Raw genomic sequence first — 25,132 nt, forward strand, 5'->3', positions numbered from 1 at the left:
TCACCCTTCCAAATTTATTTTATCTAGTTCTGCTCTTCTCCTGCACATACCACAGCCAGGTCTGACTTTTTCTTCAGTACAGAGTTTGTAGTCTCCGCCTTCGATTTTCAGCAATTTACCGTGGACCAAAGATTGCGCAAGCTTGGTTTTTGCTTCATTGTAAATTCTTTGCACGGTAGTTCTTGCCACGTTCATCTGTTCGGCGCATTCTTCCTGCATCATTCCTTCAAGGTCGATCAAGCGAATCGTTTCGTACTCGTCAACTGTCATGATCACCAAATCGTCTTCGTCAAATTTGGCATTCAGGGGCCCAAACAGATTGCTGCCGGGAAGACAACAAACTCTTCTCCACTTTCTCGGCCTGGACATCCAATAACCTCCTTAAGTTTTATTTTATTGCCTCTAGATCCAATGGATCTTGTTAAACACTTAAAATGCATTTTTCCATAACCGACAGTTATGAACATATGCCCTTAACAATTTTCATTATACTCTTTAATGGGCATATGTCAATAACTTAAAACACATATCTGCACAATTTTGACAATAAAAAACCCACCGTTAGGCGGGCTTATTCTACATATAAAATTAGGGACTCAAACATTCATCTGCGCAGCATTTGCGTATATTTCATCCACATCATCTTTTTTTATGGCTTTATCAACCAGGTGTCCGATGACGAATATTCCAATCATGCTCGCAATAAGTCTGGTCAGTGCAAACTTGGTTCCGAGAGCTGAAAGTTCAAACAGGAACATTGGTATTTTTGTCGTAGACCAGGCTCCTATAAAGATCAAGACATTGCTGAATTTTACTCCTTTTTTCATAAAAACTCCAGCAAGTGGAAAAGCTCCATATAATGGCCCTGCAGCAGCTGAACCAAGAAAAATGGATATCAGTATTCCTTTTATACCGGATCCTTCTCCCATGTATTTTACCATTGTCTCTCTTGGAACCCAGACATCCAACAGTCCAAGCAGCACAAAGATGGGCGGAAGAACGGACAACAATTCTTTAAAACTAAAACCGATGGTATCCACTGCTTTGTCACCGGCGATCGGATCGATAATATATAGACCTATAGTTACAAGTACCATCACTAAAAAAAACTTATATCTATTAACGAATTTTTTCATAACTCACCCATCACCTTTCCTATAATCAATGCAACGACAAAAGCGTATAAAAATGCCAGTATATTTCTTGCCATAGTAACCTTTTTCCCAAAATATTTTGTCTCTAGTGGAACAGTTACCACTCCAACCATCATCAATGATGAAACAAATGCTCCCACCTGCATGTATCCAGCTCCCCCTTGGAGCAACAAGGCTGCAGTGGGAAATGCTATAAAACCTGGAATAAGAGTTACACCGCCGACCAAGGCCGCCACGATCGTTCCGTACCACCCTGAAGAGCTACCAATCAATTTGCTTATCATGTCAGGATCTATTACCGCCAGCATTACACCAACCAGGATTATGATCCCCAAAAATTGCGGCATCATATTCTCTAAAGCCTTGACCGCTTTCTTTAAACTTTTTTTGGTCTTCTGCTTGTCCTTAAAAAATGACAAAGTCAGAAGCCCTATTGCCAACGCATAAAATATTATAGTCTGCATCATATAAAATTCCTCCTTTTATTGTCAACATTCCGTCTCATAGACACTTATGAATTTTTCTATCCTTTTTTTTCTTTCCTCGAAAACTTGTATCCAGTCTTCCAATTCTGCCAATCCTTCGTCAGTTATCTTGTATACTCTTTTTTTCGGTCCCTCTTCGCTTTCCTTCCAGTCGGAAGAAACGAATCCATGATTCTCCATTTTTCTAAGAGTTCTGTAGAGAGTGCTTACATTCATCTCTTCTTCCGTCAAACCGAGTTTTTCCAGCTGTTCCATCAAACCGTAACCATGCACGCATTCTTTTTTTAGCAACAAGAGCAAACTGGCTTCCAAAAATTTACCTGTCTTGTTTGTTTTCCCGTGGCAAAAACACTCTTTTCCATTTTTCATTATCATCACCCCGATTGTTTTCAGATAAACTCATACCGCACACTATATCCTTATTGCATATAGCTGGCATGAATATAGTTTAAACGCTAATAGACATATTGTCAAGATATATTAGTATTTTCTTATGTATTTTTTGACAAAATCAGCAGTATGTGATAAAATTAACTGAATTTTAAAAAGTGAAGTAACTTGGTTGAGTACCACAAAACAAAGTATTCTTTGATGTGAAATTCCAAGTGAAAAATATATTTATTAGAACTGGGGCTTATGCAGGATCATATGGTCATGCATTTCCGATTGATTCGGAACCAGCATATTATGTAAATTCAGATATATGAGTAGATCCTTCACGTCCGTTCAGGATGACGGTCAAACGTATTGGCTGATCCTTTTGACAGACTTAGACTGACGCTCAAACGTATTGGCTGATCCTTTGACAGACTCAGACTGACGATCAAATGTATTAGCTGATCCTTTGACAGACTCAGACTGACGGTCAGATGTATTAGCTGATCCTTTGACAGGCTCAGACTGACGGTCAAACGTACAAGATGCTTCCCTGACAGGTTCATGCTGATGGGAACTACATTTTGGATGGTGCGGGATAAAACATCATATGTTTATCTAAATCATAAATGCCAAGGCACTCTAACTCTATCAATAACAATGATAGGGTGGAGTGTCTTTTATTTTACCTAAATCGGCTACAGGCCGTTAATATAGAAAGGAGATTTTATGCAAGAAACAATTAGTATGACCCAAGACAGAATAAACAAGGAGGACATTTCCGACAAACTGCTGGAAAAATGGCGAGACTGGAGATGGCAATTGAAAAATAGTATTACAACTGTTGATACTGTTGAGAAGATCCTGGACATTACTTTTTCCGAGAAGAAAAAACAAGCCATACAAAATACCATAGAGAAATTTCCATTATCTGTGACGCCTTACTACCTGTCGCTGATAGATACCGAAGATCCTGAAAGTGATCCGGTATTCAAACAATGTTTTCCGGACGTACGCGAGCTTAGCTTATCCAATTGTGACATGTCCGATCCCCTTCACGAGGACGGCGACAGCCCTGTTGAAGGGATCACTCACAGATATCCGGACAGGATATTGTTTCATATAAGCAATGTGTGTGCAATGTATTGCAGACACTGTACACGAAAAAGAAAAGTGGGAGATCAGGATTCGATCCCCTCAAAAGATCAGATTTTAAAAGGCATCGAATATGTAAAAAACACTCCGCAGGTCAGAGATGTTCTTCTTTCAGGTGGAGATCCCCTGATGCTTTCCGATGATTATCTGGACTGGATCTTGGAAAGGCTTTCTGAAATCCCACATGTGGAAATCATAAGGATCGGATCGAGAATGCCTGTGGTACTTCCCTACAGGATAACTGACGGACTTATTGAAGTACTAAGCAAATATGACAACATTTGGTTGAATACACATTTTAACCATCCCAGAGAAATGACAGGTTCTTCAAAAAAAGCTTTGAAAAAACTAAACAATGCAGGGATACCCCTTGGGAACCAATCGGTCCTGTTGAGAGACGTGAACGACTGCCCGAGGATCATGAAGAGACTGGTCCATAAGCTCACTGCAAATAAAGTTCGCCCCTATTACCTCTATCAGTGCGATCTTTCAGAAGGGCTGGAGCACTTTAGGACCAACGTGGGAAAAGGCATAGAAATAATGGAAAACCTTCGTGGCCATACCAGTGGATTTGCCGTACCCACATATGTTATTGATGCCCCCGGTGGTGGAGGTAAAATACCTGTAATGCCCAATTATCTTATATCCTGGTCCACCAACAAAGTGGTGCTCAGAAACTACGAAGGCGTGATTACCACATACAAAATGCCTGATGATTACAACCATTACGAGTGCGACCTTGAATGTGACGACTGCAACTTGCAACTTAATACCGAAAATCAGGAGAGCGATTATAAGACAATAGGAATCTCCAAGCTCCTTAGCGATTACGAGGACGAGATAACCTTGACCCCTGAAAATCTTGACAGAGATGCAAGAAACAGAGAGGACGTATCCTGAATATGGACTTAATGGAAAAAATCAGAAATTCAACCGTACAACACGGCAAAGATAATGATCGGATCTATTTGATGAAATTAGCTCCCGAAGATACGGATAATATAATCGGCGATTTGGAGGCTATGGCTCTGCAAAATGCCTATTCAAAAATTTTCATTAAAGTTCCCGAAAAGTACATGGGGGTCTTTATGGAGTCTGGTTTCGTCATCGAAGCCAAGGTTCCGGGGTTTTTCTCCGACGGTGAAACTTGCGTCTTTATGGGAAAATATTATAGTTCTAGAAGGTCAGTAGATAGAAATCAAGAAAAAACAGACAATGTATTGAGTCTGGCGGCCAATACTCAGAAAAAGGAACCAAAGCTTGATGATAGTTTTCAAATCAAGGTTCTTAAACCTTCGGATGCGGAGGAAATGGCCCTTTTATACGGCAAGGTTTTTAAAACCTATCCTTTTCCCATCCATGATCCAAAATACATTAGGCAGACCATGTCAGAAAACTTAATCTACTTCGGGGCCATACATGAAGGCCGGATAGCAGCTCTGGGATCATGTGAGACCGACCCTGAAAACAAGAACAGCGAAATGACCGATTTTGCGACTCTGCCGGAATATCGGGGAAAATCTCTGGCTTCCAATCTGTTGACAGAGATGGAAATACATATGAAAAATTCAAATTACAATGCCCTTTACACTATAGCAAGAAGCCAGTCATTCGGTATGAACCTGGTATTTGCAAAGGCCGGTTATAAATACAGTGGAACGTTGATCAACAACACAAACATTGCAGGAAACATCGAGAGCATGAATGTTTGGTACAAGAATATATGATATAAGAACAGCACCCTTTAAAGGGTGCTGCTTTCATTTTCACTCAATCTGTTTGTGCTTTTTTTGGATTTGAGCCTCTGATCCACCCATTCCCTTACAAGTGAGTAACCCAGAGCAAATGTAGGCACTCCAAGGAGCATTCCCGGCAATCCGAACATACCGGCACCGACGATGATCGAAATCAGAACCCACATTCCCGGCAAACCTACTGTATTCCCCAAGATTTTGGGCTTTAGGATATTTCCGTCAAACTGCTGAAGGGCAATTATAAAAATCAGAAATGTCAAGGCTTTGATTGGATCTACTATCAAAATCAAAAATATTCCGGGTACAGCCCCGATGAATGGGCCAAAAATTGGTATAAGATTGGTAACACCGATAATCAAACTTATCAGCAACACGTAAGGCATGTCCATTATTGTCATTCCAAGAAAGCAAATTATTCCGATTATCAGGGAATCGATAACATTTCCGGTTATGAATTTGTTGAAGATCCCATTGGCCCTGTTGGTGATTTCCATAAATCTACTGTAATGCCTGTCCGGACACAAAGCTTCGCTGAACCTGGACATTTGCCCCATCAGGACGTCTTTGCCGTAAAGAAAGTAAACCGAGATGATCAAGCCAATGATCCAGTTGTACAGGCCCGATGTGAGTCCCAGCAAGTAGTTTCCAACATACGGAAGCCATTTTGATATCAACCCGTTTATTCTGTCAGGGAGATTTCTTAAAAAGTCGCTGTCATACCAATCGATCATTTCCTGCAGACCTATGGCCTCGTCCAGTTTTAGCACCCATGTCTCTACTGTGGTTACATAAATCGGTACATTTTCAATCAATTGCCCTATGCTGTCTATCAATTGGGGAAGAATATACCGGATAAGTATTGCACCGGTTAGGATGGCCAATAGATAAGTGGAAATTATCGATAATGCCGAAGCCGCTTTTTTGCCTGTTACTCCCTTATTTTCAATTCCGTAAAACACTCTTTTTCTAAAACCTTTATAAGGTATGTTGAGTAAATATGCCAACACAAATCCGTATATTACAGGCAAAGCGATCTTATGCACTTTATCCAATATACCGATTATCGTGCTGAAATTCGTCAACGAAATAAATAGCACTATACCATATGTTATGATCAAAATCATCTGTTTGAACTTTACCTTGTCCATAAAATCCCTCTTTAAATTCATAGTATTGGTGCCTGAATAAAAAACCCTGCCTCAAGGCAAGGTCGATCGGTGTTCATAATCCTACTTGTTTCTGAAATAGTATGCCAACTCGTTTAAGAACTCTCTGTCTGCGGAATTCGAAATAGGATCGATATTCAAGGTATTCTTTATTTTATTCAACCTGAATACCAGTGTATTTCTGTGCATGAAAAGATCTTTTGCGCTGTTGACCATGTTGTAGTTGTTCCTGCCCAGGACTTCAACAGTTTCAGCTATCATCTGCTGATCGTCAGTGGAAAATACATCGTTGTAGGTATTGAATATCTCACTGTATTCCTTCATTGTAACAATACTTCTAAAATGATCGATTATATTGCAGTCAAAGAAATGTATGCCTTCCTTTTCCTTGACGTGCAAAAGCATCTCGTTGGCATGAAAGTACGAGTGCCTGTACATTCCAATTTTGTTTTGAAGGCTACCTATGAAAAATCCGAAGTCGCTTTCACCAAAATTATCGGACATTCTGGACATGAAATCTTCTATAAATTCCCTGATTTCGTATTTATAATCAAACATATCGTTGTTGCCTTTAGCTTCTACAGCCTTTAAAATTACAATGTTGTCATTGGATGCCACCGTTATCAGGTCGGAATTAACACAGTTTTTCGAAGCCCGTATGGCACTGATCATGCTCAACCTGTCATAGCTTTTATTTACCTTTATTATGATTGCCACAGCAAGCAAATTCTTCTTCAATTCGATCTCGGCAGCCAGATTTTCAAGCAATGAAATATCAGGATTTTCTTCAAATAGAAGAGTATACATGAATTGTTCCGTCTTGTTTCTTCGTGTTCTCTTTTTTTCCATATAGACTTCGTATTCGATCATCGCTTCCAGGGACACTTTGACCAGACCGGCAAAAGCCTTGACGCTACCAGGATCTCCAGTGACGCCTACCACGCCTACAGGCTTGTTCTTGTATTCAATGACAAGGTTAACTCCCGGTTTTGTACCTATAAACTTTTTTTCCTCTTCAACTTCTCTCTGTTCTGACTCGCCATGAAGCATTTCATATGCGACCTCATGAAAATTGCCTATTCTGGACTCGTCACGGCTTGCAATAATAGTGCCGTTCTCATTCATTATGTTGATATTGTATTCCATATATTGAGCCATCTTGTCGATAAACCGTTGAGCCATTGAAGCGCTTAGTATAGTCATAACACCCTCCTCTTCAATTATTATTGAAGTGACATACCCTGATTATACTATTTCTAAAATAAACAATCAACAAAACTGATTTTTCATAAGGCACTTACTGGTTCACAACATGAACATCCATCTGTGGGAACGGTATGCTTATGCCTTCTTCATCGAAAGCGATTTTTACCTTTTCCATGGTTTCAAAATATATTGTCCAGTAATCCTTGGACTCACACCACACCCTGTAATAAAAATTGATCGAGCTGGCATCGTGTTCTCCGAGAACGATCTGAGGTTCGGGATCATTAAGAACCAAAGGGTCATTTGCAGCAATTTCTTTTAAAATATTTTTGACCTTAAATATATCCGCCTCATATCCCACTCCAAATACAAAGTCAACTCTTCTAGTGGGCTTGGAAGAGTAATTTACAGTACCACTATTTGACATGTTTGAATTGGGAACGATTATTTTTTTATTGTCCGGTGTGACAAGGATAGTGTAAAACATCTGTATCTCTTCGACCGTTCCGGAATATCCGGCCGCTTCAATGTAATCACCTACTTTGAAAGGCTTGAGAATCAAAATCAATACTCCGCCTGCAAAATTTGACAAGCTCCCCTGAAGAGCCAAGCCTATTGCCAGGCCTGCAGAACCCAAAACTGCTATAAACGAGGTCATCTGAGCTCCAAGCATGGATGCCACGGTTATAAAAAGCAAAATCATCAAAGTCACCTTAGTCAAAGACAACAAAAAAGGTCTTAATGAAACGTCCAAATTCTTCTTTTCAAAACTTATTCTCAAAAATTTTAAAAAATATTTAATGGCGATCATTCCCGCCAGCAAAACGACTAATGCAAGGACGATCTTTCCTCCATAAGCAACAAGTTGCTCATACAAAGCGTTTAAATCCATATTTCTCCTCCTAATATTATAAAAGTATTGCTAATGTTATTAGCTGTAACCTTATTGTATTCATTATACACTTTCCCCAAATATCTTTAAAGTTTAAATCAAAAAAGAAAGGTTTTTACGCCTTTCCCTTAATATTTTGATGAAATGAAATTATTTCAACCATTGCTCCACTATCCTGACACCCTCTGTGGCATTTGTGGTAAATGCGTCGGCACCGATATATTCACATGCATCTTTGGTCATGGGGTTTCCTCCGACGATGATTTTAAGGTCATCTCTTAGTCCCGCTTCCTTAAGTGCGTCCACCGTCTGCTTCATGGCTTCGATGGCCAAGGTCAATACCCCGCTCATGCCCAGAACATCCGGTTTCACTTCCCTGACTTTTTCAACAAAAGCACTGGCAGGTTGATCGATCCCAATGTCAAAGACTTCCAAACCAAGGGCTTCCACCATTCCCCTGTATATATTTTTTCCGATATCGTGCAAGTCCCCGGCAACCGTTCCAATAACCATTTTCCCAAGATTGCCATTTTTAGATCCTGCAATGACAGGTTTTAAAATATCCATCGACTCAGTCATGAGCTCTCCGGCAAAAATCAAATCTCCTACAAAATACTCTCCACGCTCGAATCTATCTCCGACTATGGCCATTCCTTCCTGACATGCACTTATGACCTTATCCGCTTCATCCTGTGTCGGGTTCATTGCCACAAAATCTTTCAGAAGGTTCAGTACTTTGTCTTCTTCCAAATCTCCTACGTACTGCACCAATAATTTCATTTCCATAACTTCCACTCCTCGATTTTTTAAGTCTGCTTAAATTTAATCACAACAAATTTAAGAAGTCAATTTCATCCTTCAATTTTAAACCATTTTTAATGTTTTTTAAAGTTTTTTCAAGATTCCTTGTTTAATTAACGGATTTTTCTTCATATCTGGCTATGTAGCTTCCCAAATCCCACATGTCTGCCAATTCTTCCAACATGTCAAAGGGTATCAACTCTGGTCTCTTAAATCTCAGACAACTTTTTCCTGCATCAAGTTTGCGACCATACCTGTCTTTATATTGAGTCTGAAACCAATCCATAAGTTCCGGAAACATGTATAGTGGCATATGATATATTGCGATGTGATTTTTTTGAGAAGCAATGCTTACAACCGGTAGGGGCTCATGAGGATTTACGTGGTATCCCCTGGGATCGACTTTCTTGTCAACACAATAAGCTATCATCCCGTAAGACATCACTTCAACTATCTCTTTCGGCATAGTCCTGTTAAAAAAGTCTCTCAATTTGCTCATTACTTCTCTGCGTTCTTCAGGTATTTTTTCCATGTACTCCTGAACACTTTTCGCTTCTATTTTGATCATTGCCACCCCTTTCGATTGTTGAAATTCATAAAACCAATTCGTCCATCTCGATCCCAATTAAATCGACCCTGGGATCCAAGTCTATAAATGTTTCGATTTTCTGCAGCTTGTCAAGATTAGCGGACTTGTTGATCGAGCACATGGCAAATCCAAGTTCACACCTTTGCCACAACTCATTATTTCCGCTTTCAATTATGGAAATTTGAAATCTCGACCTTAGTTTCTCCATTAAACTCTTTACCACTCTGCGCTTGTCCTTAAGGGAATTGGCCTCTCGAATAATAATATCACATTTACCTGCGATCACGTGCAATTAAGACACCTCCGATCACTTATTTTCGCTTCCGTCCAAAGAAATGATCCTGCCGTATAGATCCGGCCTTCTATCCCTGAACAGGCCCCATTCCAACCTCTGTTCCTCCAGCGCATCCAAGTCGAATTCGGCCACCATAACGGTTTCACTTTTCCTGTCAGCCTGTAAAATGATCTCACCCGTAGGCCCGGCAATAAAAGATGAACCGTAAAACGTTATTTTTGATCCGTCTATGGCTTCCTCTCCTATCCTGTTTGATGCTATCACGGGAACCAAATTGCAGGCAGCGTGCCCCGTCATGCACCTTTGCCAATGGTCTTTGGAGTCTACTTGAGGATTTTCAGGTTCTGACCCAATGGCCGTTGGATAGAATATCAGCTCCGCTCCCATCAATGCCATAGATCTGGCTGCTTCCGGAAACCATTGATCCCAGCAGATCCCCACACCGATCTTTCCGAATTTTGTTTCCCAAACTTTAAATCCTGTGTCTCCCGGACTGAAATAATACTTTTCTTCATACCCCGGTCCGTCGGGAATGTGGCTTTTGCGGTAAATGCCCAAATTTGTGCCGTCTGCATCTATAATGGCTATGGAATTGAACAAGGCGTTGTTTCTCTTTTCATAAAAACTTACAGGCAAAACAACGTTCAGCTCTTTTGCAAGCTTAGAAAAGTGTTTTATACCTCTATTGTCATCCACTTTTGAAGCCAATGCATAAAACTCAGGTTTTTCCTTTTGACAGAAATACAAAGTTTCGAAAAGCTCTTGGATCAGTATTATATTTGCACCTTTTCCAGCTGCATCCCTGATAAGCTTCTCTGCCTTAGATATGTTTTCCTCAATATTTGATCCGCAGCTCATCTGTGTGGCTGCAACTTTGACTTTTCTCATTCTTTCCCTCCTTGCAGGATCTTTGAGGGAATCTGCTGGGTAATGCAATGAACATTCCCACCTTCCCTGACCAAAGGTATTCCGTCGACTGTCACTATTTTTCTGTCAGGGAATGCCTCTTGTAAAATATTTTGTGCCCTTATATCGAAGTCTGAAGCATCTTCTCCAAATATCGGAAGGATAAGACCCCCGTTTACCAGATAAAAATTTATATAACTCAACGTCAACCGTTTGCCTCTGTACTCCCTGTATGGCGGCTGCGGTATCTGTATGACCTTGATTTTGTTTCCCGAAGCATCCGTACTGTTTTCCAAAACTTCCAGACTTTTTCTGCTGATATCATAGTTTGGGTCGTTGGGGTCATCACATGTTTGTATCAAAACCACACCCGGTTTTGAAAAACAGGCTATGTTATCTATATGCCCGTCCGTTTCGTCTCCGAACAAACCTTTTTCAAGCCATATGAATTTGGTTGCTCCAAGTTGATCGGACAAAGCATTTTCTATTTCTTCTTTTGTCTTTCCAGGATTTCTGTTTTTATTCAAAAGACATTCTTCCGTAGTCATCAAAGTCCCAATCCCGTCAGAGTGTATGGATCCCCCTTCCAATACCAAGAAACTTCTGATTTCATCTATTTTCAGGTGTTCCAAAATTTTGGAACCCAATGCATCATCCAGATCCCAAGGTGCGTATTTTCCACCCCAGGCATTGAATTTCCAATTTATACCTTGTCGTTTTTTGCTTTCTTCATATATGACAGTCGGTACACTGTCTCTTGCCCAGGCATCGTTGTGCTCGATGACTGCATAGTCCACTTTGTTTCCCAAGTGTCTCTCGGCGCTTTCCAAATCACTCTGGTTTACCGCCAGCGTAACATCTTCGAACTTCAATATGCTTTCTATAATCTCTTTGTACCCGATGCAAAACTCCAAATAATTATCGGGGTGGATCATGGATTTTTTAACCGGCCACTGTATTATTGTTCTCTCGTGCCGTTCCCATTCTGCCGGCATTCTTTTATTTACTGTCATTATTGTTGCTCCTTGCTTTTGGTATTATGTTTTTGATTTCCATAAAATGTTTTTCCATCTGCCTGTCATGAAATTTTCTTAACAAGCCCAAAGAAATCAATGCTCCTATCATGGCCGTGGTCATATCCCACTGAGTGTCCCATTCGTCTCCTTGATATGAAAGCACCATATATCCCGGAACACCGGATATCCTTGAAACCGCAAATTCCAACAATTCGTAAAAGGCACTTATCCCCAAAATCATTGCTATTACAGTAAAGTAGAACATTTTGTTGCGCTTCATATAACCTCTGGACAACAATATCTCCTTCGCCATGAGGGCCGGTACAAGTCCTTGAAAGAAATGACCCACCCTGTCATAGTAATTTCTGGCCAAATCATACCTGTTCATTAAAAAATCGAACAGGGGATTCTCCTCATATGTGTGTTTTGCCCCCCACAGTAAAACTATGACGTGAAGTAAAATCATGGCGTAAACGAAATCGCTGAACCGAACTCTATTATAAATGATAACCAACACCAATACAAATACAATGGCGGGAAATGCCTCTAAAAACCAGGTTATAAGCGATTTATAGTCTATAGCCGACCATACCAAAACAATGCCAAAGATTCCTAAAAAAATTTTGTGCAATCTCTTTACATCTTTTAAAGGTTCCAATCAAAGCACCACCGTTCAATCATCAGCATCAAATGTGCACATTCTTTGTTAAAGTTGTATAATTGTATTAAGAATAAACGAAATGGAGGATCTAATCATGGATTTTGAATTGATCGAAAAAACAGAACAGCCGATTTTTTGTATCCGTACAAAGTGCGAAGTAAGCGTTTTGATTGAAACCATTGACAGGTTGTCTGACAAATTGATGGAGCACTTTAATGACAATCATCTGAAACCTGTCGGCCCTTTATATACGGCTTACTCAAACTTCGAAAAAAAGACATTCGACCTTGAAGTTGGTTATCCGACAGACAAGTATTATCCGGGATTGGGAAATGTCATTTCAGATACGATCCCCGGCGGCACATACCTAAAGACTCTATTTAAAGGGCCTTACAACAAACTTAGACCAGTATATCAGAATATGTACACCTGGATCGAAGAAAATGATATGAGGGCCGGTGACATCAATTATGAAATCTACTACAATTCCCATAGGGAAGTCTCCGATGATGACCTGATAACCGAAATACTGCTGCCTGTATTCTCTATAAAGTAATCTGCAATCAAAACAAATCCGATCTATGGACTCCAGTCGAAAACATGTCCGCACTTAGGACAAGTCACCTTTACAGTCCCCTTATTTACGGGGACTCTCATTTTTGAACCACAATTGCCGCAAGTTACCAGCCTGTGATCCACCGCAGCCAGTATCTTGTCCTTGTTCAGTCCGACTACCACTTCATCCCCTATTACAAACGAGGGCACTCCCCGCAAATTTTTTTGTGCCATCTCTCTTTGGGCTTCCATATCCCTGCTTGCATTTTTTTCAGTGAAGTGGATGTCATTGGCTTTTAGAAATTCTTTTGCTGATCTGCAGTACGGACATGTATCAGTCGTATACATAGTAACTTTTTTCATACCTGAAATCCCTCCTTGATTTTATATATAGCCAAAAAGAAACTCTGAAAACAGCTGAAATTTTAAAAATTATATTTTCAATGATCCTTCCGGCAGAGAAAGAGTCTGTTCTATGATAACTGCAAACACACTTGGATCTTTGACCCCCTCGATATAAAGATCGGCGATCCCGCGGATCAGTATCTTCAAAACAAATTCAGGATACCTGATGTTTATCACTTTTTTTTCAATAGCCTGATCTACCAATCCCCTGGTGTGATCAAAAGCCGATTCCGACAACCTGTTTTTTATCAGCTCGAACAACCCGGGGTTGGTTTTTGATATGTTCATAAGGCTTAGATTATTTCCTATGGTACTGAAATAAAGTTTCAATATTTCGGACAATTTGTCTAAAAAATCCAAATCTGCACATTGGACTATTTCTTTGAGATGCCTTTCTGTATCCATTACGAACATGTTAATCACTTCTTCAATGAGCTTTTCCTTTGACTCGAAGTAATAATAAACCAGACCTTTGGTCACATCTGCGCTGTTGGCGATATCGCTCATTGTCGATTTTTGCACACCCTTTATACCAAACATCTCCATGGCAGCTTTGAGGATCTCTTTTTTTCTGATTTCAGGTTCTTTGACTACTCTCATTTCGATGCTCCTATTCCACTGATTTTAGTGATTCCACCATATTTACGTTCTTAAGCTTGTAATACATCAAAACGTTTACTAAAACGGCAAAGACCATTGTCAGTACTATGGAATACAAAAAACTCAATGCCCCAATTTCTTTACCAAACATCATGTTGTCCACTTCCATAGTGTCCATTACAAATTTATGCAACACGAATCCCAATCCCAATCCCGCTATGGTTCCGATGAATGACAATATTAGATTTTCCCTGTAAACATAAGCCGACACTTCCCTGGCTCGAAATCCCAATACTTTTATGGTGGCTATCTCTCTGATCCTTTCAGTTATGTTTATATTTGTCAAATTGTAAAGCACGACAAAAGCAAGCGCACCTGCTGACAGGATCAATATCAAAACTACGTAATCAAGGCTTTTCATAGTGTCATAAAATTCATTTCTAAAACTTTCAGTCAATGACACTGCCAGTACTCCTTCTTGTTCAAGGATTTCTTCCTTGAAAGACTCTTCGTTGAAAGCTGTACTATCTTTCAAATTGAAGATCCCTCCGTTATAATTTGGACTCTTAAGCGTTACAGCATCAAAATATTCCTTTGACATGAAAAGATTGTGACCCAAATAATTTTCAGCTATTGCAGCTATCGTAAAACTGTAGGTCACGTTGTCAGTATCCCGATATTGTATAGTATCTCCTGGTTCTACACCCAGCAATCCGGCAAGTTTCTCTGTTATGATTGCCCCTTGAGTATTCAAATCAAACTTTTCTTTTGTGCGCCTGTCATGCAGATCGAAGAACCTTGCAAACTCATTTGTTTCGGATGGAACATAAAGGCTGGTCTCAAATTCTCTTCCACCTTTTTCGCTGTATACTGAAATTGTTTCTAAATATATCTCCGAGTAACCCTCGATATCGGGGTTGTCTCCTAAAACATCTTGCAAGGATGCACCTTCCGTATTTTCTACATCTTTCACCACTACTCCGTCGTACAGGAATACTTCTTCAAACTGAAGATCGCTAATGGCATTTACAGAATCTCTTATACCGTAACCAGTAAGGAGCAGGGCACTGCATCCTGCGATTCCAATAACTGTCATCAAAAATCTTCTTTTATATCTGAATATGTTTCTGGCCGTGACTTTTTGAATAAAATTCATCCGATTCCACAAAAATCCGATGCGTTCCATGAAAATTCTTTTCCCGGGTTTGGGCGCTTTTGGTTGCATAAGTGTTGCAGGTGTTGATTTGAGCGTTGAGAGACTTGCCCCCAAGGCTGCTACAGTAGTTGTGGCTACTGCAATTATTAAGGATATCAATGCATAATCAACATGAAAGGGACTAAGCATGTAGGGGATGTCGTACATCCCCCGGTAAACCGTCATAATCAACCTCGGAAACAGCTGAAATCCCAGTAAGAATCCTATTGCCGCTCCTGTAACACTGGCCAGTATCGAATAAACCAAATACTTTGAGGTTATTATCAATGTGCCGTATCCCAAAGCCTTCAATGTTCCGATTTGAACTCTTTCTTCGTCGACCATTCTTGTCATGGTCGTAAGACATACCAATGCGGCGACCAAAAAGAAGAACAGGGGAAATACCTTGGCAACAGCTCCGATCCGCTCTGCATCGTTGCCATAGCCGGAGTAACCAGGATTTCCATTTCTAGTGTAAACAAACCATTCTTTTGGAAGTTCCAACAGTTTTCTCTCAGCATCCTTTATTTTGATCTCGGCATCCGCAATCTTATCCAGAGCCGATTTTTTTTCAATTTCAAATTCTATTCGTCCTTCTTCCAATTTTCTTCTTGCTTCTTCCAAATCAGCATATCCATCATTAAGGGAGGTGTTTAATTTTTCTCTTGCTTCTTCCAGTTCTTTTCTCCCTTGTGCCAGGTCTTGTTCACCTTGTTCCAACTGCAACCGTCCCTGAACCAACTCTGCCTTGGAAGAATCTATTTTTGACTTGGCAATTTCGAGTTCAGCCATTCCCAGTTCATATTGCCTCATTCCTTCTTCATACTGGATCTTGCTTTCTGCAAGCTGCTTTTCACCTTCTTCCAACTGCTTTACGCCTTCTTGGTAATCTTCTTCCATTGCGGCAATCCCTTCATCAAGAGATTTTCGAATAGTGTTAATGTTTTCCGGATTGGAGGATTCCAGAGCGGGTCTCAAAGTTTCGGCCAGTTCAGGAGAAGTATTTTCAATATCGATCAGCATTTGTTCGTATTCTTCCTGTGTCGGCAATTCATCTTCAGCGGGCAATCCATCCCTGATTCCTTTTAACGCATCTATTGTTGTCTTGGTGGCCTCCAATTGTACTCTGGCCTGGTCCAAATCTGATTGGGCATCGTCTATCCTTATTTTTCCATCGTCCAACCGATACTTGGCTTCTATCAGGTCCATCCTGCCGTCCTGGTATTCGTTGTATCCTTCAAGCCACTGAAGGTATCCGTCGAAATATTTTATCTTTGCAGCTTCCAACTGCAATCCGGCTACATCAAGTTGGCTCTCCCCTGCCTCGATTTCCAGTTTGTACCTCTCTTCTGTTCTTTTCAGTTCTTCTTCGCCGTCTATTATCTTTCTTTCAGCTTCCTGCAATTGATTCTCGGCATCTACCAGTTTTGACTCCGCTTCGGATTTCTCTTCCAGAAAGAGATTCCTGCTTTCCTCGAGCTCATCCCTGTAGATCTGTGTCTCCCTGGCCATTGCAGTAACTCCCAGCTTTTCAAATGTTTCAATAGGTCTTTCCACCAGATCCTCATATTCAGGAGTGTAGGCGATATAATTTTCAGAATTTTTGATTTTGATATATGCCTCATTATAGTCTTTCATCTGAAATTCATTCTTCAAAACGTACCCTATGAAGTCTATTGATCCGTCCCCTATATTTGTCTGACCTCTTTCAAATGTTATGTAAAGGGGAGTACTTATAAACCCTACTATTTCATATTTGGCGGATTCCAAATATTCACCAATAACCTCACCTTCCGGAAGGGTCAAGGCAACTTCATCCCCCAGTGACAGATTGTCGGATCCAAAACCGTACATGGATCTCTCTAATGCGATTTCTCCATGATCTGTTGGCATCCTGCCTTCCATCAGATAAGGTATGTTGATACCATTTCCGTTTTTGTAGTCATTTGGATCGTAGCTTAGAATTTTTGCAACTGACGTTTCCCCCGAAGGTATCGATAAAAACAAATCCTTATAAAATCCGTACTGAACTTTTTCCACGTCACTTACTTCTTCTATATTTTTTCTATCTTCATATTTAAAACCCAAGGGCGATATCAATCTGTAATCCGACAGGTTTTGCTCTTTATAATATTTGTCCGCAGACAGGATCATATCGGGTTCCGTAGCATTTATGCCCGCAAAAAAACTGACGCCTAAAAATATTATAGCCATCAATGAAAAAAATCGTCCTCTGGTATTTATTATGGATTTGAAAAGGTTTTTAAAGAAGGCCTTTCTTTTCATTACCATTCGATCCTTTCCACCGGCATTGGATCAAAATTCTCTTTGACATCAACGACTTTCCCGTTTTTCATCTTGATCACCTTGTCAGCCATTTGAGTCAAAGCAGCATTATGAGTGATCACTACGACAGTCATTCCCTGACTTTTGCTGGTTTCCTGCAGTAGTTTAAGTATTGACTTGCCTGTTTGATAATCCAGCGCCCCTGTAGGCTCATCGCACAAAAGCATCTTGGGATTTTTTGCAAGAGCCCTTGCGATCGCCACTCTTTGTTGCTCCCCGCCGGACATTTGCGATGGGAAATTGTCTCTTCTGTCCTCGAGTCCCACCATTTTCAATACATAATCCACGTTCAATGGATCTTTGGAGATCTGTGTGGCAAGTTCGACATTTTCCTTTGCCGTCAAATTTTGTATCAGGTTATAGAATTGAAAAACGAATCCGATGTCGTATCTTCTGTATTCCGTGAGCATTTTTTCATTGTACATGGACAGATCGGCTCCATCCACGGTTATGCTTCCGTCTTCGAATTTATCCATTCCACCCAGCAAATTAAGTACCGTGGTCTTTCCCGCACCCGATGCGCCCACAACAACAGCAAACTCTCCTTTTTCGATTTCGAAGCTTACACCGTCCACTGCTGTTATGACTACTTCTCCCATGGTATATTTTTTAACTACATCAGTTAGTTTGATAAATGACATTTTAAACCCACCCTGCATTGTTTTATACTTTCATTCTATCACTGACTGACCGATAGTCAATAGACAAGTCAACAAGAAAAGATCAAAAAAGCATCCCCCAAATCGGGAGATGCTCAAAAGTTTTATTAGACTCTGAATAGAAGGTCCCCATAAGACGGGAAAGGCCAAAATTCCTCGTCGACCAATGTTTCAAGTTCATCACAGGGTACTCTTAAAGTTTGCATTGCATCGCATACTTTGAATTTAAAGGCTTTTGCCTGCTCGGCAACCGCTTCGATGGATTTGACTTCAGCCAGGACTTTTTCGAGATTTTCCACAGCTTTTACAGACTTTGCATATAACTCTGTAACCTTCAACAGATGGTCCTTTTGAGTTGTCAAATCGGCTTCGGGCAATACTGATGCTATGGCCGACATGTCTTTTGCCAAAGCTCCGGAATATCTGACTACTGCAGGCAATATCTCACGCTTGGCTATCTGCAACATTGTCAAAGCTTCGATATTGATGGTCTTCTCGTATTCTTCAAACATGATTTCCTGTCTGGCCAGTACTTCCAGCTTGGTGAAAACTCCATGCTTTTCAAAAACTTCCACATACTCTGGTCTGCTGAATACTTCGATCGCTTCCACCGAGGTCTTGATGTTTGGCAGACCTCTTTTTTCAGCTTCGTCTATCCAACTCGGATCGTATCCGTCTCCGTCAAATATTACATTGAAGTTTTCCTTGACCAGTTTTTCTATTATTTCACTAAGTGTTGAGTTAAAGTCGTCAGCTTTTTCCAGTTCGTCAGCAATCTCAGAAAGAAGCTCGGCTACTATAGTGTTCAATACTATGTTTGGTCCAGAGATGGACATAGTCGAACCAACCATTCTAAACTCAAATTTATTGCCGGTAAATGCAAAGGGCGATGTCCTGTTTCTGTCGGTAACGTCCTTGGCAAATTTAGGCAGGGTTTTCACTCCAAGATCCATCTTGGTTTGTCCCGTACAGGATGTAAGGGCCCCGTCTTTAATCTGGTTGATTATATCAGTCAACTGCTCACCCAGGAATATGGATATAATTGCAGGTGGAGCTTCATTTGCTCCAAGCCTGTGGTCGTTTCCGGGAGATGCGGCGGACAATCTCAACAATGGAGCATATCTGCCTACAGCAGCGATAGTAGCTACCAAAAATGTGAGGAACCGCGCATTTTGATGAGGAGTGATGCCGGGTTCCAGCAAGTTTGCCTTGTCTGTTCCAAGAGACCAGTTATTGTGCTTTCCAGATCCATTCACTCCGGCAAAGGGCTTTTCATGAAGCAAACAAGCCAATTCGTGTCTGTTTGCCACTTTTATCAGAGTATCCATTACCAGTTGATTGTGATCAGTTGCTATATTTGTCGTGGTAAAGATTGGAGCCATTTCATGCTGTGCAGGCGCCACTTCGTTGTGTTTTGTCTTGGATGATATACCGAGTTTCCAAAGCTCCTCATCAAGTTCCTTCATAAATGCGGATATTCTTTCTTTTATGGATCCAAAGTAATGGTCATCCAGTTCCTGTCCTTTTGGAGGCAATGCTCCAAACAATGTCCTTCCGGTGTAGATAAGATCTTTTCTTTCCTGATAAAGCGTTTTATCTATAATAAAATATTCCTGCTCGGGGCCTACGGTAGAAGTGACCTTTTGTGTCTGATCATCTCCAAACAGTCTTAAAATCCTTACTGCCTGCTTGGAAACTGCTTCCATGGATCTGAGCAATGGAGTCTTTTTGTCCAACGCCTCTCCTGAATAAGAACAGAAAGCTGTCGGAATATATAGAGTGCCGTCTTTTACGAAAGCCGGTGATGTGGCATCCCATGCTGTATATCCTCTGGCTTCAAATGTAGCTCTAAGCCCACCGTTGGGAAATGACGAGGCATCCGGTTCTCCCTGGATAAGTTGTTTTCCGGAAAACTCCATTATTACCCTGCCGTCTCCAGTAGGTTCTATAAATGAATCGTGCTTCTCAGCCGTCTTTCCGGTCATTGGTTGGAACCAGTGTGTATAATGGGTCGCACCCTTTTCCACAGCCCAGTCTTTCATGGCATTTGCCACTACTTCTGCCAACTCCGGGGTCAGCTCTTCGCCCAAGTCTAAAGTCTTTTTCAGTTTTTTAAATGAGTCCTTTGGCAATCTTTCTTTCATTACCACTTCACTGAACACATTTACTCCAAAAATTTTTGACGTGTTATTCATATCTTATCCCTGCCTCCCAACAGAATTTTTCTTGATTTCAACAAAAAAAGCGCACTCAAAATTAAAATTTTGAGAACGCCGTCGTTCTTGGTTATTTTGTTTTATTGAATCAATTACTTTATTCTCGGATTATACCACATCTACTTGGTTATTTCAACTAGAAAATATTTTTTATTCAATCCTGACTGTGGATCAAATCGATTATTTCATCCTTTATATCGAAATACTGCTGGTCATACTTTCTATGCCTGGAATCGTCTCTGAATATCTTGTGGGTAAAGTCGACCTTGAACTCCTTCAAGATTTTTCCGGGCCTGTCGCTCATAACCAGCACCTTAGTTCCCAGAGACAATGCCTCATCGATGTCGTGAGTGATCATAAATATGGTTGTATCATTTTTTTGCCATATTTCGCGTATCAACCCTTGCATGTCCACTCGGGTAAGAGCATCTAAAGCGCCGAAGGGCTCGTCCATGAGAATTACCTCGGGATGGTTTGCCAATGCCCGGGCTATTTCAGCTCTTTGCTTCATTCCTCCGGAAAGTTCAAATATCCATTTGTCCTCAAAACCAGTTAATTTAACTTCTTCAAGGTAATGTGCACTTATCTCATGGATCTCATCTTCCGACACTCCCCGCATTTTGGGCCCAAACTCTACGTTGTCTTTCAAATTCATCCAAGGATACAACGTGGGCGACTGAAAAACAACGCCTCTGTTCCAATCTGGTCCCTGAATGCTTTCGCCTTTCATCTTGCAGGTACCTGTTGTCGGTTGAAGATACCCTGCAATGATTTTTAGCAACGTACTCTTACCGCATCCTGAAGGACCTAAAAGGCACACAAACTCGCCTTTTTCGATCTTGATGTTGATGTTTTCCAGGGCTGCGATCTTGTTTGCCTTTGTTCCGTATTCAAAATTTAGGTTTTCGATATCTATAAGAACATCTTCCATGCAATTACCTCAAATCTTTGTTTTTTCAGTCCATCATGTCGACTGCCATCTCAATGTACTTGGGATTGACGTATTCGTTAAAAAACTCCTGGGTCGGTGCTTGATCTATAGACTCTTGATCTTGTAGAAAATCAGCTGTATCTTTCATTATCACTGCAAAATTTCCTGGATTTCCCGTAGTTCCGAAATACTCGTCCCCAAGCAATTCCTGGGGTGTTTTCCAGAGGGATCCGGACATCTGCATCAGCGCATCATCCACAGTGATCTCCAGATCTTCCGCTACGATCTGCGCGCCTTTCTGATTGTCGTTTCTATAGATGTCTCCCGCTTCTGAAAGCGCCAATATAAACTCTGCGACCAATTCAGGATATTTTTGAGAAAATCCTTTTCTGACCAGCTCCACATTTGCCGTTATATACCCTTGATCGGCCATGTCCTGGCTTGAAACTATCATTTTCCCATTTTTAAGCAACTCTGCCAATGACGGCTGCCATGTATAAGCTGCAACAACGTCTCCTCTTTCCCATGCGGCAACGATCTCGGCGGTCTGCATGTCGAGCAGTTGCACCTGATCTTCAATTCCCGCATTTTTCAATGCATTCAGCAGACTATAGTGAGCAGTTGATGCAAAAGGAGTAGCAATTTTTTCACCGGCCAGGTCTTCTATCTTTTCGATCCCAGATCCATTTTTTACCGCCAGACCTTCTATTTCTCCCAATATCTCATGGATCCATACCATCTCTACGTCCAAATCCATCGCTGCGGCAATTATGCCGTTGGTATTTCCCATGGTAGCAAAATCTATGCTGCCGGAGGCAAGAGCCTTGTTGGCTTCCACACCTGAATCAAAGGTTATGTAATTGCACTCGATCCCCTTGTCGGTAAAATATTTATCAAAAATCCCCTCTGCAATGGCTATGGTCTCGTCATTTGGGACTCTCAGTACACCAAAATTGATCTCTTTTGGCAGATCTCCTTCATCCGAAGAGCCGCAACCTGCAAACAAGGTCAAAAGAAAAACCAATCCTATTCCAATCAATAATATTTTCGATTTGCTTTTCATGTCTATCCTCCGTTTCAAAATTATACAAAACCTTTCCAGAACACTACTCTTTTTTCGATGAATCTCAATATTGCATCGATAAGGATACCGCTTGCCCCCATCAACAAGATCCCTACGAAAATCACATCACTTTTTAAAAAATTTGACGCATCAAGCACCATCCATCCTATCCCCGAAGTTGCCGCCACCATCTCTGCAGCAACCAGGGTCGTATACGAGATACCTACCGCAGTCCTCAATCCGATAAAGATTTCCGGCAGACATGCCGGCAATACTATCTTGAAAAAAATCTGCTTTTGGTTTGCACCCAGCGACTTGGCGCTCAGGATGTAATCCTGTTTTATATTGTTTACTGCAGATACGCAGGCGATGTAAATAGGCGCAAATCCTGCAAGATAAAGAAGTGTAACTTTTGAAGTATTGTCGATACCCAGCCATAATACCAATAGCGTATAATAAGCCAAAGGGGGCAATGGTCTGTAGAATTCCACTATAGAATCAATGACAGCCTTGACCTTGCTGAAATACCCGCTCAACAGACCAAGTGGTATGCCGGTGGCTACTGCAAGCCCCAAAGCCAGGAACAATCTTTCAAAACTTGCCCACAGATGACTCCATATGCTGATCTTGTTGTACCCGTTTTGAAGTATGGCTAAAAACGTCGTTACTACCTTTTGAGGTGAAGGCACCAATGTGGATGATACCATTTTTAGATTTGTTATCAGGTACCAGCCCAATAAAATCAAGAGCCACGTCACTGCGGTGATGATCTTTTCGGTTGTAAATCCTCTTTTCTTCATAAGACACCACCTCCTCCTTCACTTTATATTACCACATTTCAGTCATATTTAACCATTTTTTACCTAAAACAATAACCTTGCCGTTTGTCAGACAAGGTTACTGTATGTTTTTTTACCGATTGCTTCTTATTTAAAGTTATATGCCGTAACTATTTTGTCTCTGCCTGTAACTTGATCGTTAAAATACTCGTAACTACATATTCCCAGGAATGATCCAGAAATGTTCTTCACGTTTCTGTATCCACTGTTGTTCATCGCCATTACAGCATTGTAGCTTCTCTGAGCAGATCTGCAGTGCATGTATACAGGAACATCCTTTGGTATTTCGTTGATTCTGTCTCTAAGTTCGCTAAGTGGGATGTTTACTGAATTTACAAGGTGTCCGGCTTCAAATTCCCTCTTCTCTCTAACGTCTACTATGAAAGCGTTGCTCTCAACAAGATCTCTTACTTCTGTAACCTTCACTTGCTCGAAATCTCCATGCAACAGATTAAGTCCTACAAGAGCAGCAAAGTTTACAACGTCTTTTGCCGTTCCAAATGGAGGTGCGTAGCAAAGCTCCAATTCTTTCAAATCTTCCAATGTTCCGCCCATTGTGATCATGGTTGCAATAACGTCTATTCTCTTATCTACATTACCTTTTCCGATAGCTTGAGCTCCAAGGATCTTTCCTGTAGGAACTTCGTAGACAAGCTTGAAGTGCATATTATTGCAGTCGGGCATCAAGCCTACTTTGTCGCCTGGAATGATGTAAACGAAATCGTGCTGTATACCAGCTTTTGTAGCCGCCTTGTCAGTCAAACCTGTTGAAGCTGCATTCATGTCAAAGATTTTTATGCAAGAAGATCCAATTACTCCCGTGTATCTGTGAGGCTTTCCATACATGTGGTCAGCTGCCGCTCTTGCTTGTCTCTGCGCCGGTCCTGCCAAAGGCAATCTTGTCTTTTGCTTAGTTATTTGGTGATAAGTTTCAATGGCATCACCAACTGCATAAATGTCTTTATCGTTAGTCAAGTAGTTGTGATCTACCAAAATCCCGCCTGTTTCTCCAAGTTCAAGTCCTGCATCTACAGCCAGGGAAACTTCAGGCCTTACACCTATAGCCATTACAACTGCTTCAGCTTGTATTTTTTTGCCGGAATTCAATTCGATGCTTTCAGGCCCTACTTTTTTAAGTCCATCACCTAAAATCAAATTTATTCCCTTGTCTATCATCTCTTTGTGAAGAATTTGAGCCATGTCGTAGTCAAACGGAGCCATTATTTGGTCCATGGCCTCTACCAAAGTCACATTGAATCCTGCTTCTCTAAGGTTTTCAGCTGTTTCAACTCCTATGAAGCCTCCACCGATTACAGAAACATTGTTGACTTCGCTCATTTCCACGTTGGTCATTTTTGTTCTGCTCTTAACGTATTTGTTAAGTTTGTCTATATCCACGACATTTCTTACAACAAATACGTGTGGGCTGTCTATTCCTTCAATGCTTCTTGGAAGTATCGGATTTGCACCCGGTGACAGGAACAGTTTGTCATATTTCTCTGTGTATTCCTTTCCTGTTTCCAATTCCTTTACAACAACGGTTTTATCTTCCCTGTTGATTTTCATGACTTCAGACATTACCCTTGCTTCAATGTTGTACTGCTTTTTAAATACTACAGGATCCATCAATACAAGATCTTCACTGTTTTCAACGATGCCGCTTAGGTGATAAGGAAGCGAGCAGTTTGAAAAGCTGACATTTGGACCTCTCTCAAACATGACGATCTCTGCTGATTCGTCTATCCTTCTAACTCTGGCAGCTACCGATGCTCCACCGGCAACTCCTCCTACTATAAGCACTCTATTACCCATATCTTTTCCTCCCATTTCTAAATATATTTATGGCATTTGCCATGATTCACATAAAA

The 25,132-nt window shown here is 40.9% G+C and carries 25 protein-coding genes; 3 read left to right on the forward strand and 22 right to left on the reverse strand.

Features of this window, described 5'->3' with window-relative positions:
* From IWB18_RS03530 to IWB18_RS03545, 4 genes are all read right to left on the reverse strand, one after another.
* On the reverse strand, positions 1-369 hold the full coding sequence (locus IWB18_RS03530; RefSeq protein ID WP_195682223.1) for a DUF134 domain-containing protein: 369 nt from the start codon (positions 367-369) through the stop codon (positions 1-3).
* Between the two features lie 227 nt (positions 370-596).
* The gene (locus IWB18_RS03535; protein ID WP_195682224.1) at positions 597-1,136 is read right to left on the reverse strand and encodes a permease; all 540 of its coding nucleotides are present in this window, start codon (positions 1,134-1,136) and stop codon (positions 597-599) included.
* Complete coding sequence (locus IWB18_RS03540; protein WP_195682315.1) at positions 1,133-1,618, reverse strand: permease; 486 nt, start codon at positions 1,616-1,618, stop codon at positions 1,133-1,135. Before IWB18_RS03540 ends, IWB18_RS03535 begins: the two co-directional genes overlap by 4 nt.
* A 24-nt stretch (positions 1,619-1,642) precedes the next feature.
* Positions 1,643-2,008 (reverse strand): PadR family transcriptional regulator, encoded by a 366-nt coding sequence (locus IWB18_RS03545; protein WP_195682225.1) that lies wholly within the window; start codon positions 2,006-2,008, stop codon positions 1,643-1,645.
* A 735-nt stretch (positions 2,009-2,743) separates the two neighbouring features.
* Between IWB18_RS03545 and kamA the strand changes: the two genes are divergently transcribed.
* Together kamA and ablB are read left to right on the forward strand one after the other, a co-directional pair.
* Positions 2,744-4,069 carry a lysine 2,3-aminomutase gene (gene kamA, locus IWB18_RS03550; RefSeq protein WP_195682226.1) on the forward strand — a complete coding sequence of 442 codons (1,326 nt, stop codon included), beginning with the start codon at positions 2,744-2,746 and terminating at the stop codon, positions 4,067-4,069.
* Between the two features lie 2 nt (positions 4,070-4,071).
* Positions 4,072-4,896: a putative beta-lysine N-acetyltransferase gene (gene ablB, locus IWB18_RS03555; RefSeq protein WP_195682227.1), complete on the forward strand. Its 825-nt coding sequence runs from the start codon at positions 4,072-4,074 to the stop codon at positions 4,894-4,896.
* A gap of 17 nt (positions 4,897-4,913) precedes the next feature.
* On the opposite strand, the gene IWB18_RS03560 is transcribed toward ablB, so the two are convergent.
* The 9 genes from IWB18_RS03560 to IWB18_RS03600 all read right to left on the reverse strand — a co-directional run bounded on the left by IWB18_RS03560 (position 4,914) and on the right by IWB18_RS03600 (position 12,452).
* Positions 4,914-6,071, reverse strand: a complete 1,158-nt coding sequence (locus IWB18_RS03560; protein ID WP_195682228.1) for an AI-2E family transporter — start codon at positions 6,069-6,071, stop codon at positions 4,914-4,916.
* Positions 6,072-6,152: 81 nt separating this feature from the next.
* The gene (locus IWB18_RS03565) at positions 6,153-7,292 is read right to left on the reverse strand and encodes a CdaR family transcriptional regulator (protein ID WP_195682229.1); all 1,140 of its coding nucleotides are present in this window, start codon (positions 7,290-7,292) and stop codon (positions 6,153-6,155) included.
* 94 nt (positions 7,293-7,386) lie between these two features.
* Positions 7,387-8,187, reverse strand: a complete 801-nt coding sequence (locus tag IWB18_RS03570; protein WP_195682230.1) for a mechanosensitive ion channel family protein — start codon at positions 8,185-8,187, stop codon at positions 7,387-7,389.
* A 150-nt stretch (positions 8,188-8,337) separates the two neighbouring features.
* A complete protein-coding gene (locus tag IWB18_RS03575) occupies positions 8,338-8,973 on the reverse strand; it encodes a cobalamin B12-binding domain-containing protein (RefSeq protein ID WP_195682231.1) in 636 nt (211 codons plus the stop codon).
* A gap of 124 nt (positions 8,974-9,097) precedes the next feature.
* Entirely contained in the window at positions 9,098-9,556 is a 459-nt protein-coding gene (locus tag IWB18_RS03580; RefSeq protein ID WP_207740736.1) for a DUF1801 domain-containing protein, read from the reverse strand.
* Between the two features lie 25 nt (positions 9,557-9,581).
* Positions 9,582-9,863 carry a DUF503 domain-containing protein gene (locus IWB18_RS03585; RefSeq protein ID WP_332310657.1) on the reverse strand — a complete coding sequence of 94 codons (282 nt, stop codon included), beginning with the start codon at positions 9,861-9,863 and terminating at the stop codon, positions 9,582-9,584.
* A gap of 21 nt (positions 9,864-9,884) precedes the next feature.
* On the reverse strand, positions 9,885-10,760 hold the full coding sequence (aguB, locus tag IWB18_RS03590) for an N-carbamoylputrescine amidase (protein WP_195682233.1): 876 nt from the start codon (positions 10,758-10,760) through the stop codon (positions 9,885-9,887).
* Complete coding sequence (locus IWB18_RS03595) at positions 10,757-11,791, reverse strand: agmatine deiminase family protein (protein ID WP_195682234.1); 1,035 nt, start codon at positions 11,789-11,791, stop codon at positions 10,757-10,759. The genes aguB and IWB18_RS03595 overlap by 4 nt, the downstream gene beginning before the upstream one ends.
* On the reverse strand, positions 11,778-12,452 hold the full coding sequence (locus IWB18_RS03600; RefSeq protein WP_195682235.1) for a DUF2238 domain-containing protein: 675 nt from the start codon (positions 12,450-12,452) through the stop codon (positions 11,778-11,780). Before IWB18_RS03600 ends, IWB18_RS03595 begins: the two co-directional genes overlap by 14 nt.
* 97 nt (positions 12,453-12,549) lie before the next feature.
* Between IWB18_RS03600 and IWB18_RS03605 the strand changes: the two genes are divergently transcribed.
* The gene (locus IWB18_RS03605) at positions 12,550-13,011 is read left to right on the forward strand and encodes a GyrI-like domain-containing protein (RefSeq protein WP_195682236.1); all 462 of its coding nucleotides are present in this window, start codon (positions 12,550-12,552) and stop codon (positions 13,009-13,011) included.
* Between the two features lie 23 nt (positions 13,012-13,034).
* Here IWB18_RS03605 and IWB18_RS03610 read toward each other — a convergent pair whose 3' ends face one another.
* The 9 genes from IWB18_RS03610 to IWB18_RS03650 form a co-directional block, all read right to left on the reverse strand.
* Positions 13,035-13,373, reverse strand: a complete 339-nt coding sequence (locus IWB18_RS03610) for a glutaredoxin domain-containing protein (RefSeq protein ID WP_195682237.1) — start codon at positions 13,371-13,373, stop codon at positions 13,035-13,037.
* A gap of 69 nt (positions 13,374-13,442) precedes the next feature.
* Positions 13,443-14,015, reverse strand: coding sequence for a TetR/AcrR family transcriptional regulator (locus tag IWB18_RS03615; RefSeq protein WP_195682238.1), 573 nt, complete (start codon positions 14,013-14,015; stop codon positions 13,443-13,445).
* Positions 14,016-14,025: 10 nt separating this feature from the next.
* Entirely contained in the window at positions 14,026-17,502 is a 3,477-nt protein-coding gene (locus tag IWB18_RS03620) for an FtsX-like permease family protein (protein ID WP_195682239.1), read from the reverse strand.
* Positions 17,496-18,197 carry an ABC transporter ATP-binding protein gene (locus tag IWB18_RS03625; protein WP_195682240.1) on the reverse strand — a complete coding sequence of 234 codons (702 nt, stop codon included), beginning with the start codon at positions 18,195-18,197 and terminating at the stop codon, positions 17,496-17,498. Before IWB18_RS03625 ends, IWB18_RS03620 begins: the two co-directional genes overlap by 7 nt.
* 125 nt (positions 18,198-18,322) lie before the next feature.
* Positions 18,323-20,410: a glutamine synthetase III family protein gene (locus IWB18_RS03630; RefSeq protein WP_195682241.1), complete on the reverse strand. Its 2,088-nt coding sequence runs from the start codon at positions 20,408-20,410 to the stop codon at positions 18,323-18,325.
* Between the two features lie 175 nt (positions 20,411-20,585).
* A complete protein-coding gene (locus IWB18_RS03635) occupies positions 20,586-21,362 on the reverse strand; it encodes an ABC transporter ATP-binding protein (protein WP_195682242.1) in 777 nt (258 codons plus the stop codon).
* 25 nt (positions 21,363-21,387) lie between these two features.
* A complete protein-coding gene (locus IWB18_RS03640; RefSeq protein WP_195682243.1) occupies positions 21,388-22,425 on the reverse strand; it encodes a taurine ABC transporter substrate-binding protein in 1,038 nt (345 codons plus the stop codon).
* A gap of 20 nt (positions 22,426-22,445) precedes the next feature.
* Positions 22,446-23,225 (reverse strand): ABC transporter permease, encoded by a 780-nt coding sequence (locus IWB18_RS03645; protein WP_195682244.1) that lies wholly within the window; start codon positions 23,223-23,225, stop codon positions 22,446-22,448.
* Between the two features lie 126 nt (positions 23,226-23,351).
* A complete protein-coding gene (locus tag IWB18_RS03650; protein WP_195682245.1) occupies positions 23,352-25,076 on the reverse strand; it encodes an FAD-dependent oxidoreductase in 1,725 nt (574 codons plus the stop codon).
* Positions 25,077-25,132: the final 56 nt, after the last annotated feature.

The organism is Alkalibacter mobilis (genome assembly GCF_015594845.1).
Classification (GTDB): domain Bacteria; phylum Bacillota; class Clostridia; order Eubacteriales; family Alkalibacteraceae; genus Alkalibacter; species Alkalibacter mobilis.

Excerpts from the sequence above, each read along its gene's own strand:
- IWB18_RS03620 (WP_195682239.1), bottom strand. The coding sequence starts at position 17,502 with ATGGTAATGAAAAGAAAGGCCTTCTTTAAAAACCTTTTCAAATCCATA.
- IWB18_RS03650 (WP_195682245.1), bottom strand. The coding sequence starts at position 25,076 with ATGGGTAATAGAGTGCTTATAGTAGGAGGAGTTGCCGGTGGAGCATCG.
- IWB18_RS03545 (WP_195682225.1), bottom strand. The coding sequence starts at position 2,008 with ATGAAAAATGGAAAAGAGTGTTTTTGCCACGGGAAAACAAACAAGACA.
- IWB18_RS03580 (WP_207740736.1), bottom strand. The coding sequence starts at position 9,556 with ATGATCAAAATAGAAGCGAAAAGTGTTCAGGAGTACATGGAAAAAATA.
- IWB18_RS03570 (WP_195682230.1), bottom strand. The coding sequence starts at position 8,187 with ATGGATTTAAACGCTTTGTATGAGCAACTTGTTGCTTATGGAGGAAAG.
- IWB18_RS03605 (WP_195682236.1), top strand. The coding sequence starts at position 12,550 with ATGGATTTTGAATTGATCGAAAAAACAGAACAGCCGATTTTTTGTATC.
- IWB18_RS03630 (WP_195682241.1), bottom strand. The coding sequence starts at position 20,410 with ATGAATAACACGTCAAAAATTTTTGGAGTAAATGTGTTCAGTGAAGTG.
- kamA (WP_195682226.1), top strand. The coding sequence starts at position 2,744 with ATGCAAGAAACAATTAGTATGACCCAAGACAGAATAAACAAGGAGGAC.
- IWB18_RS03565 (WP_195682229.1), bottom strand. The coding sequence starts at position 7,292 with ATGACTATACTAAGCGCTTCAATGGCTCAACGGTTTATCGACAAGATG.
- IWB18_RS03610 (WP_195682237.1), bottom strand. The coding sequence starts at position 13,373 with ATGAAAAAAGTTACTATGTATACGACTGATACATGTCCGTACTGCAGA.
- ablB (WP_195682227.1), top strand. The coding sequence starts at position 4,072 with ATGGACTTAATGGAAAAAATCAGAAATTCAACCGTACAACACGGCAAA.
- IWB18_RS03595 (WP_195682234.1), bottom strand. The coding sequence starts at position 11,791 with ATGACAGTAAATAAAAGAATGCCGGCAGAATGGGAACGGCACGAGAGA.
- IWB18_RS03645 (WP_195682244.1), bottom strand. The coding sequence starts at position 23,225 with ATGAAGAAAAGAGGATTTACAACCGAAAAGATCATCACCGCAGTGACG.
- IWB18_RS03535 (WP_195682224.1), bottom strand. The coding sequence starts at position 1,136 with ATGAAAAAATTCGTTAATAGATATAAGTTTTTTTTAGTGATGGTACTT.
- IWB18_RS03625 (WP_195682240.1), bottom strand. The coding sequence starts at position 18,197 with ATGTCATTTATCAAACTAACTGATGTAGTTAAAAAATATACCATGGGA.
- IWB18_RS03540 (WP_195682315.1), bottom strand. The coding sequence starts at position 1,618 with ATGCAGACTATAATATTTTATGCGTTGGCAATAGGGCTTCTGACTTTG.
- IWB18_RS03635 (WP_195682242.1), bottom strand. The coding sequence starts at position 21,362 with ATGGAAGATGTTCTTATAGATATCGAAAACCTAAATTTTGAATACGGA.
- IWB18_RS03575 (WP_195682231.1), bottom strand. The coding sequence starts at position 8,973 with ATGGAAATGAAATTATTGGTGCAGTACGTAGGAGATTTGGAAGAAGAC.
- IWB18_RS03530 (WP_195682223.1), bottom strand. The coding sequence starts at position 369 with ATGTCCAGGCCGAGAAAGTGGAGAAGAGTTTGTTGTCTTCCCGGCAGC.
- aguB (WP_195682233.1), bottom strand. The coding sequence starts at position 10,760 with ATGAGAAAAGTCAAAGTTGCAGCCACACAGATGAGCTGCGGATCAAAT.
- IWB18_RS03615 (WP_195682238.1), bottom strand. The coding sequence starts at position 14,015 with ATGAGAGTAGTCAAAGAACCTGAAATCAGAAAAAAAGAGATCCTCAAA.
- IWB18_RS03640 (WP_195682243.1), bottom strand. The coding sequence starts at position 22,425 with ATGAAAAGCAAATCGAAAATATTATTGATTGGAATAGGATTGGTTTTT.
- IWB18_RS03560 (WP_195682228.1), bottom strand. The coding sequence starts at position 6,071 with ATGGACAAGGTAAAGTTCAAACAGATGATTTTGATCATAACATATGGT.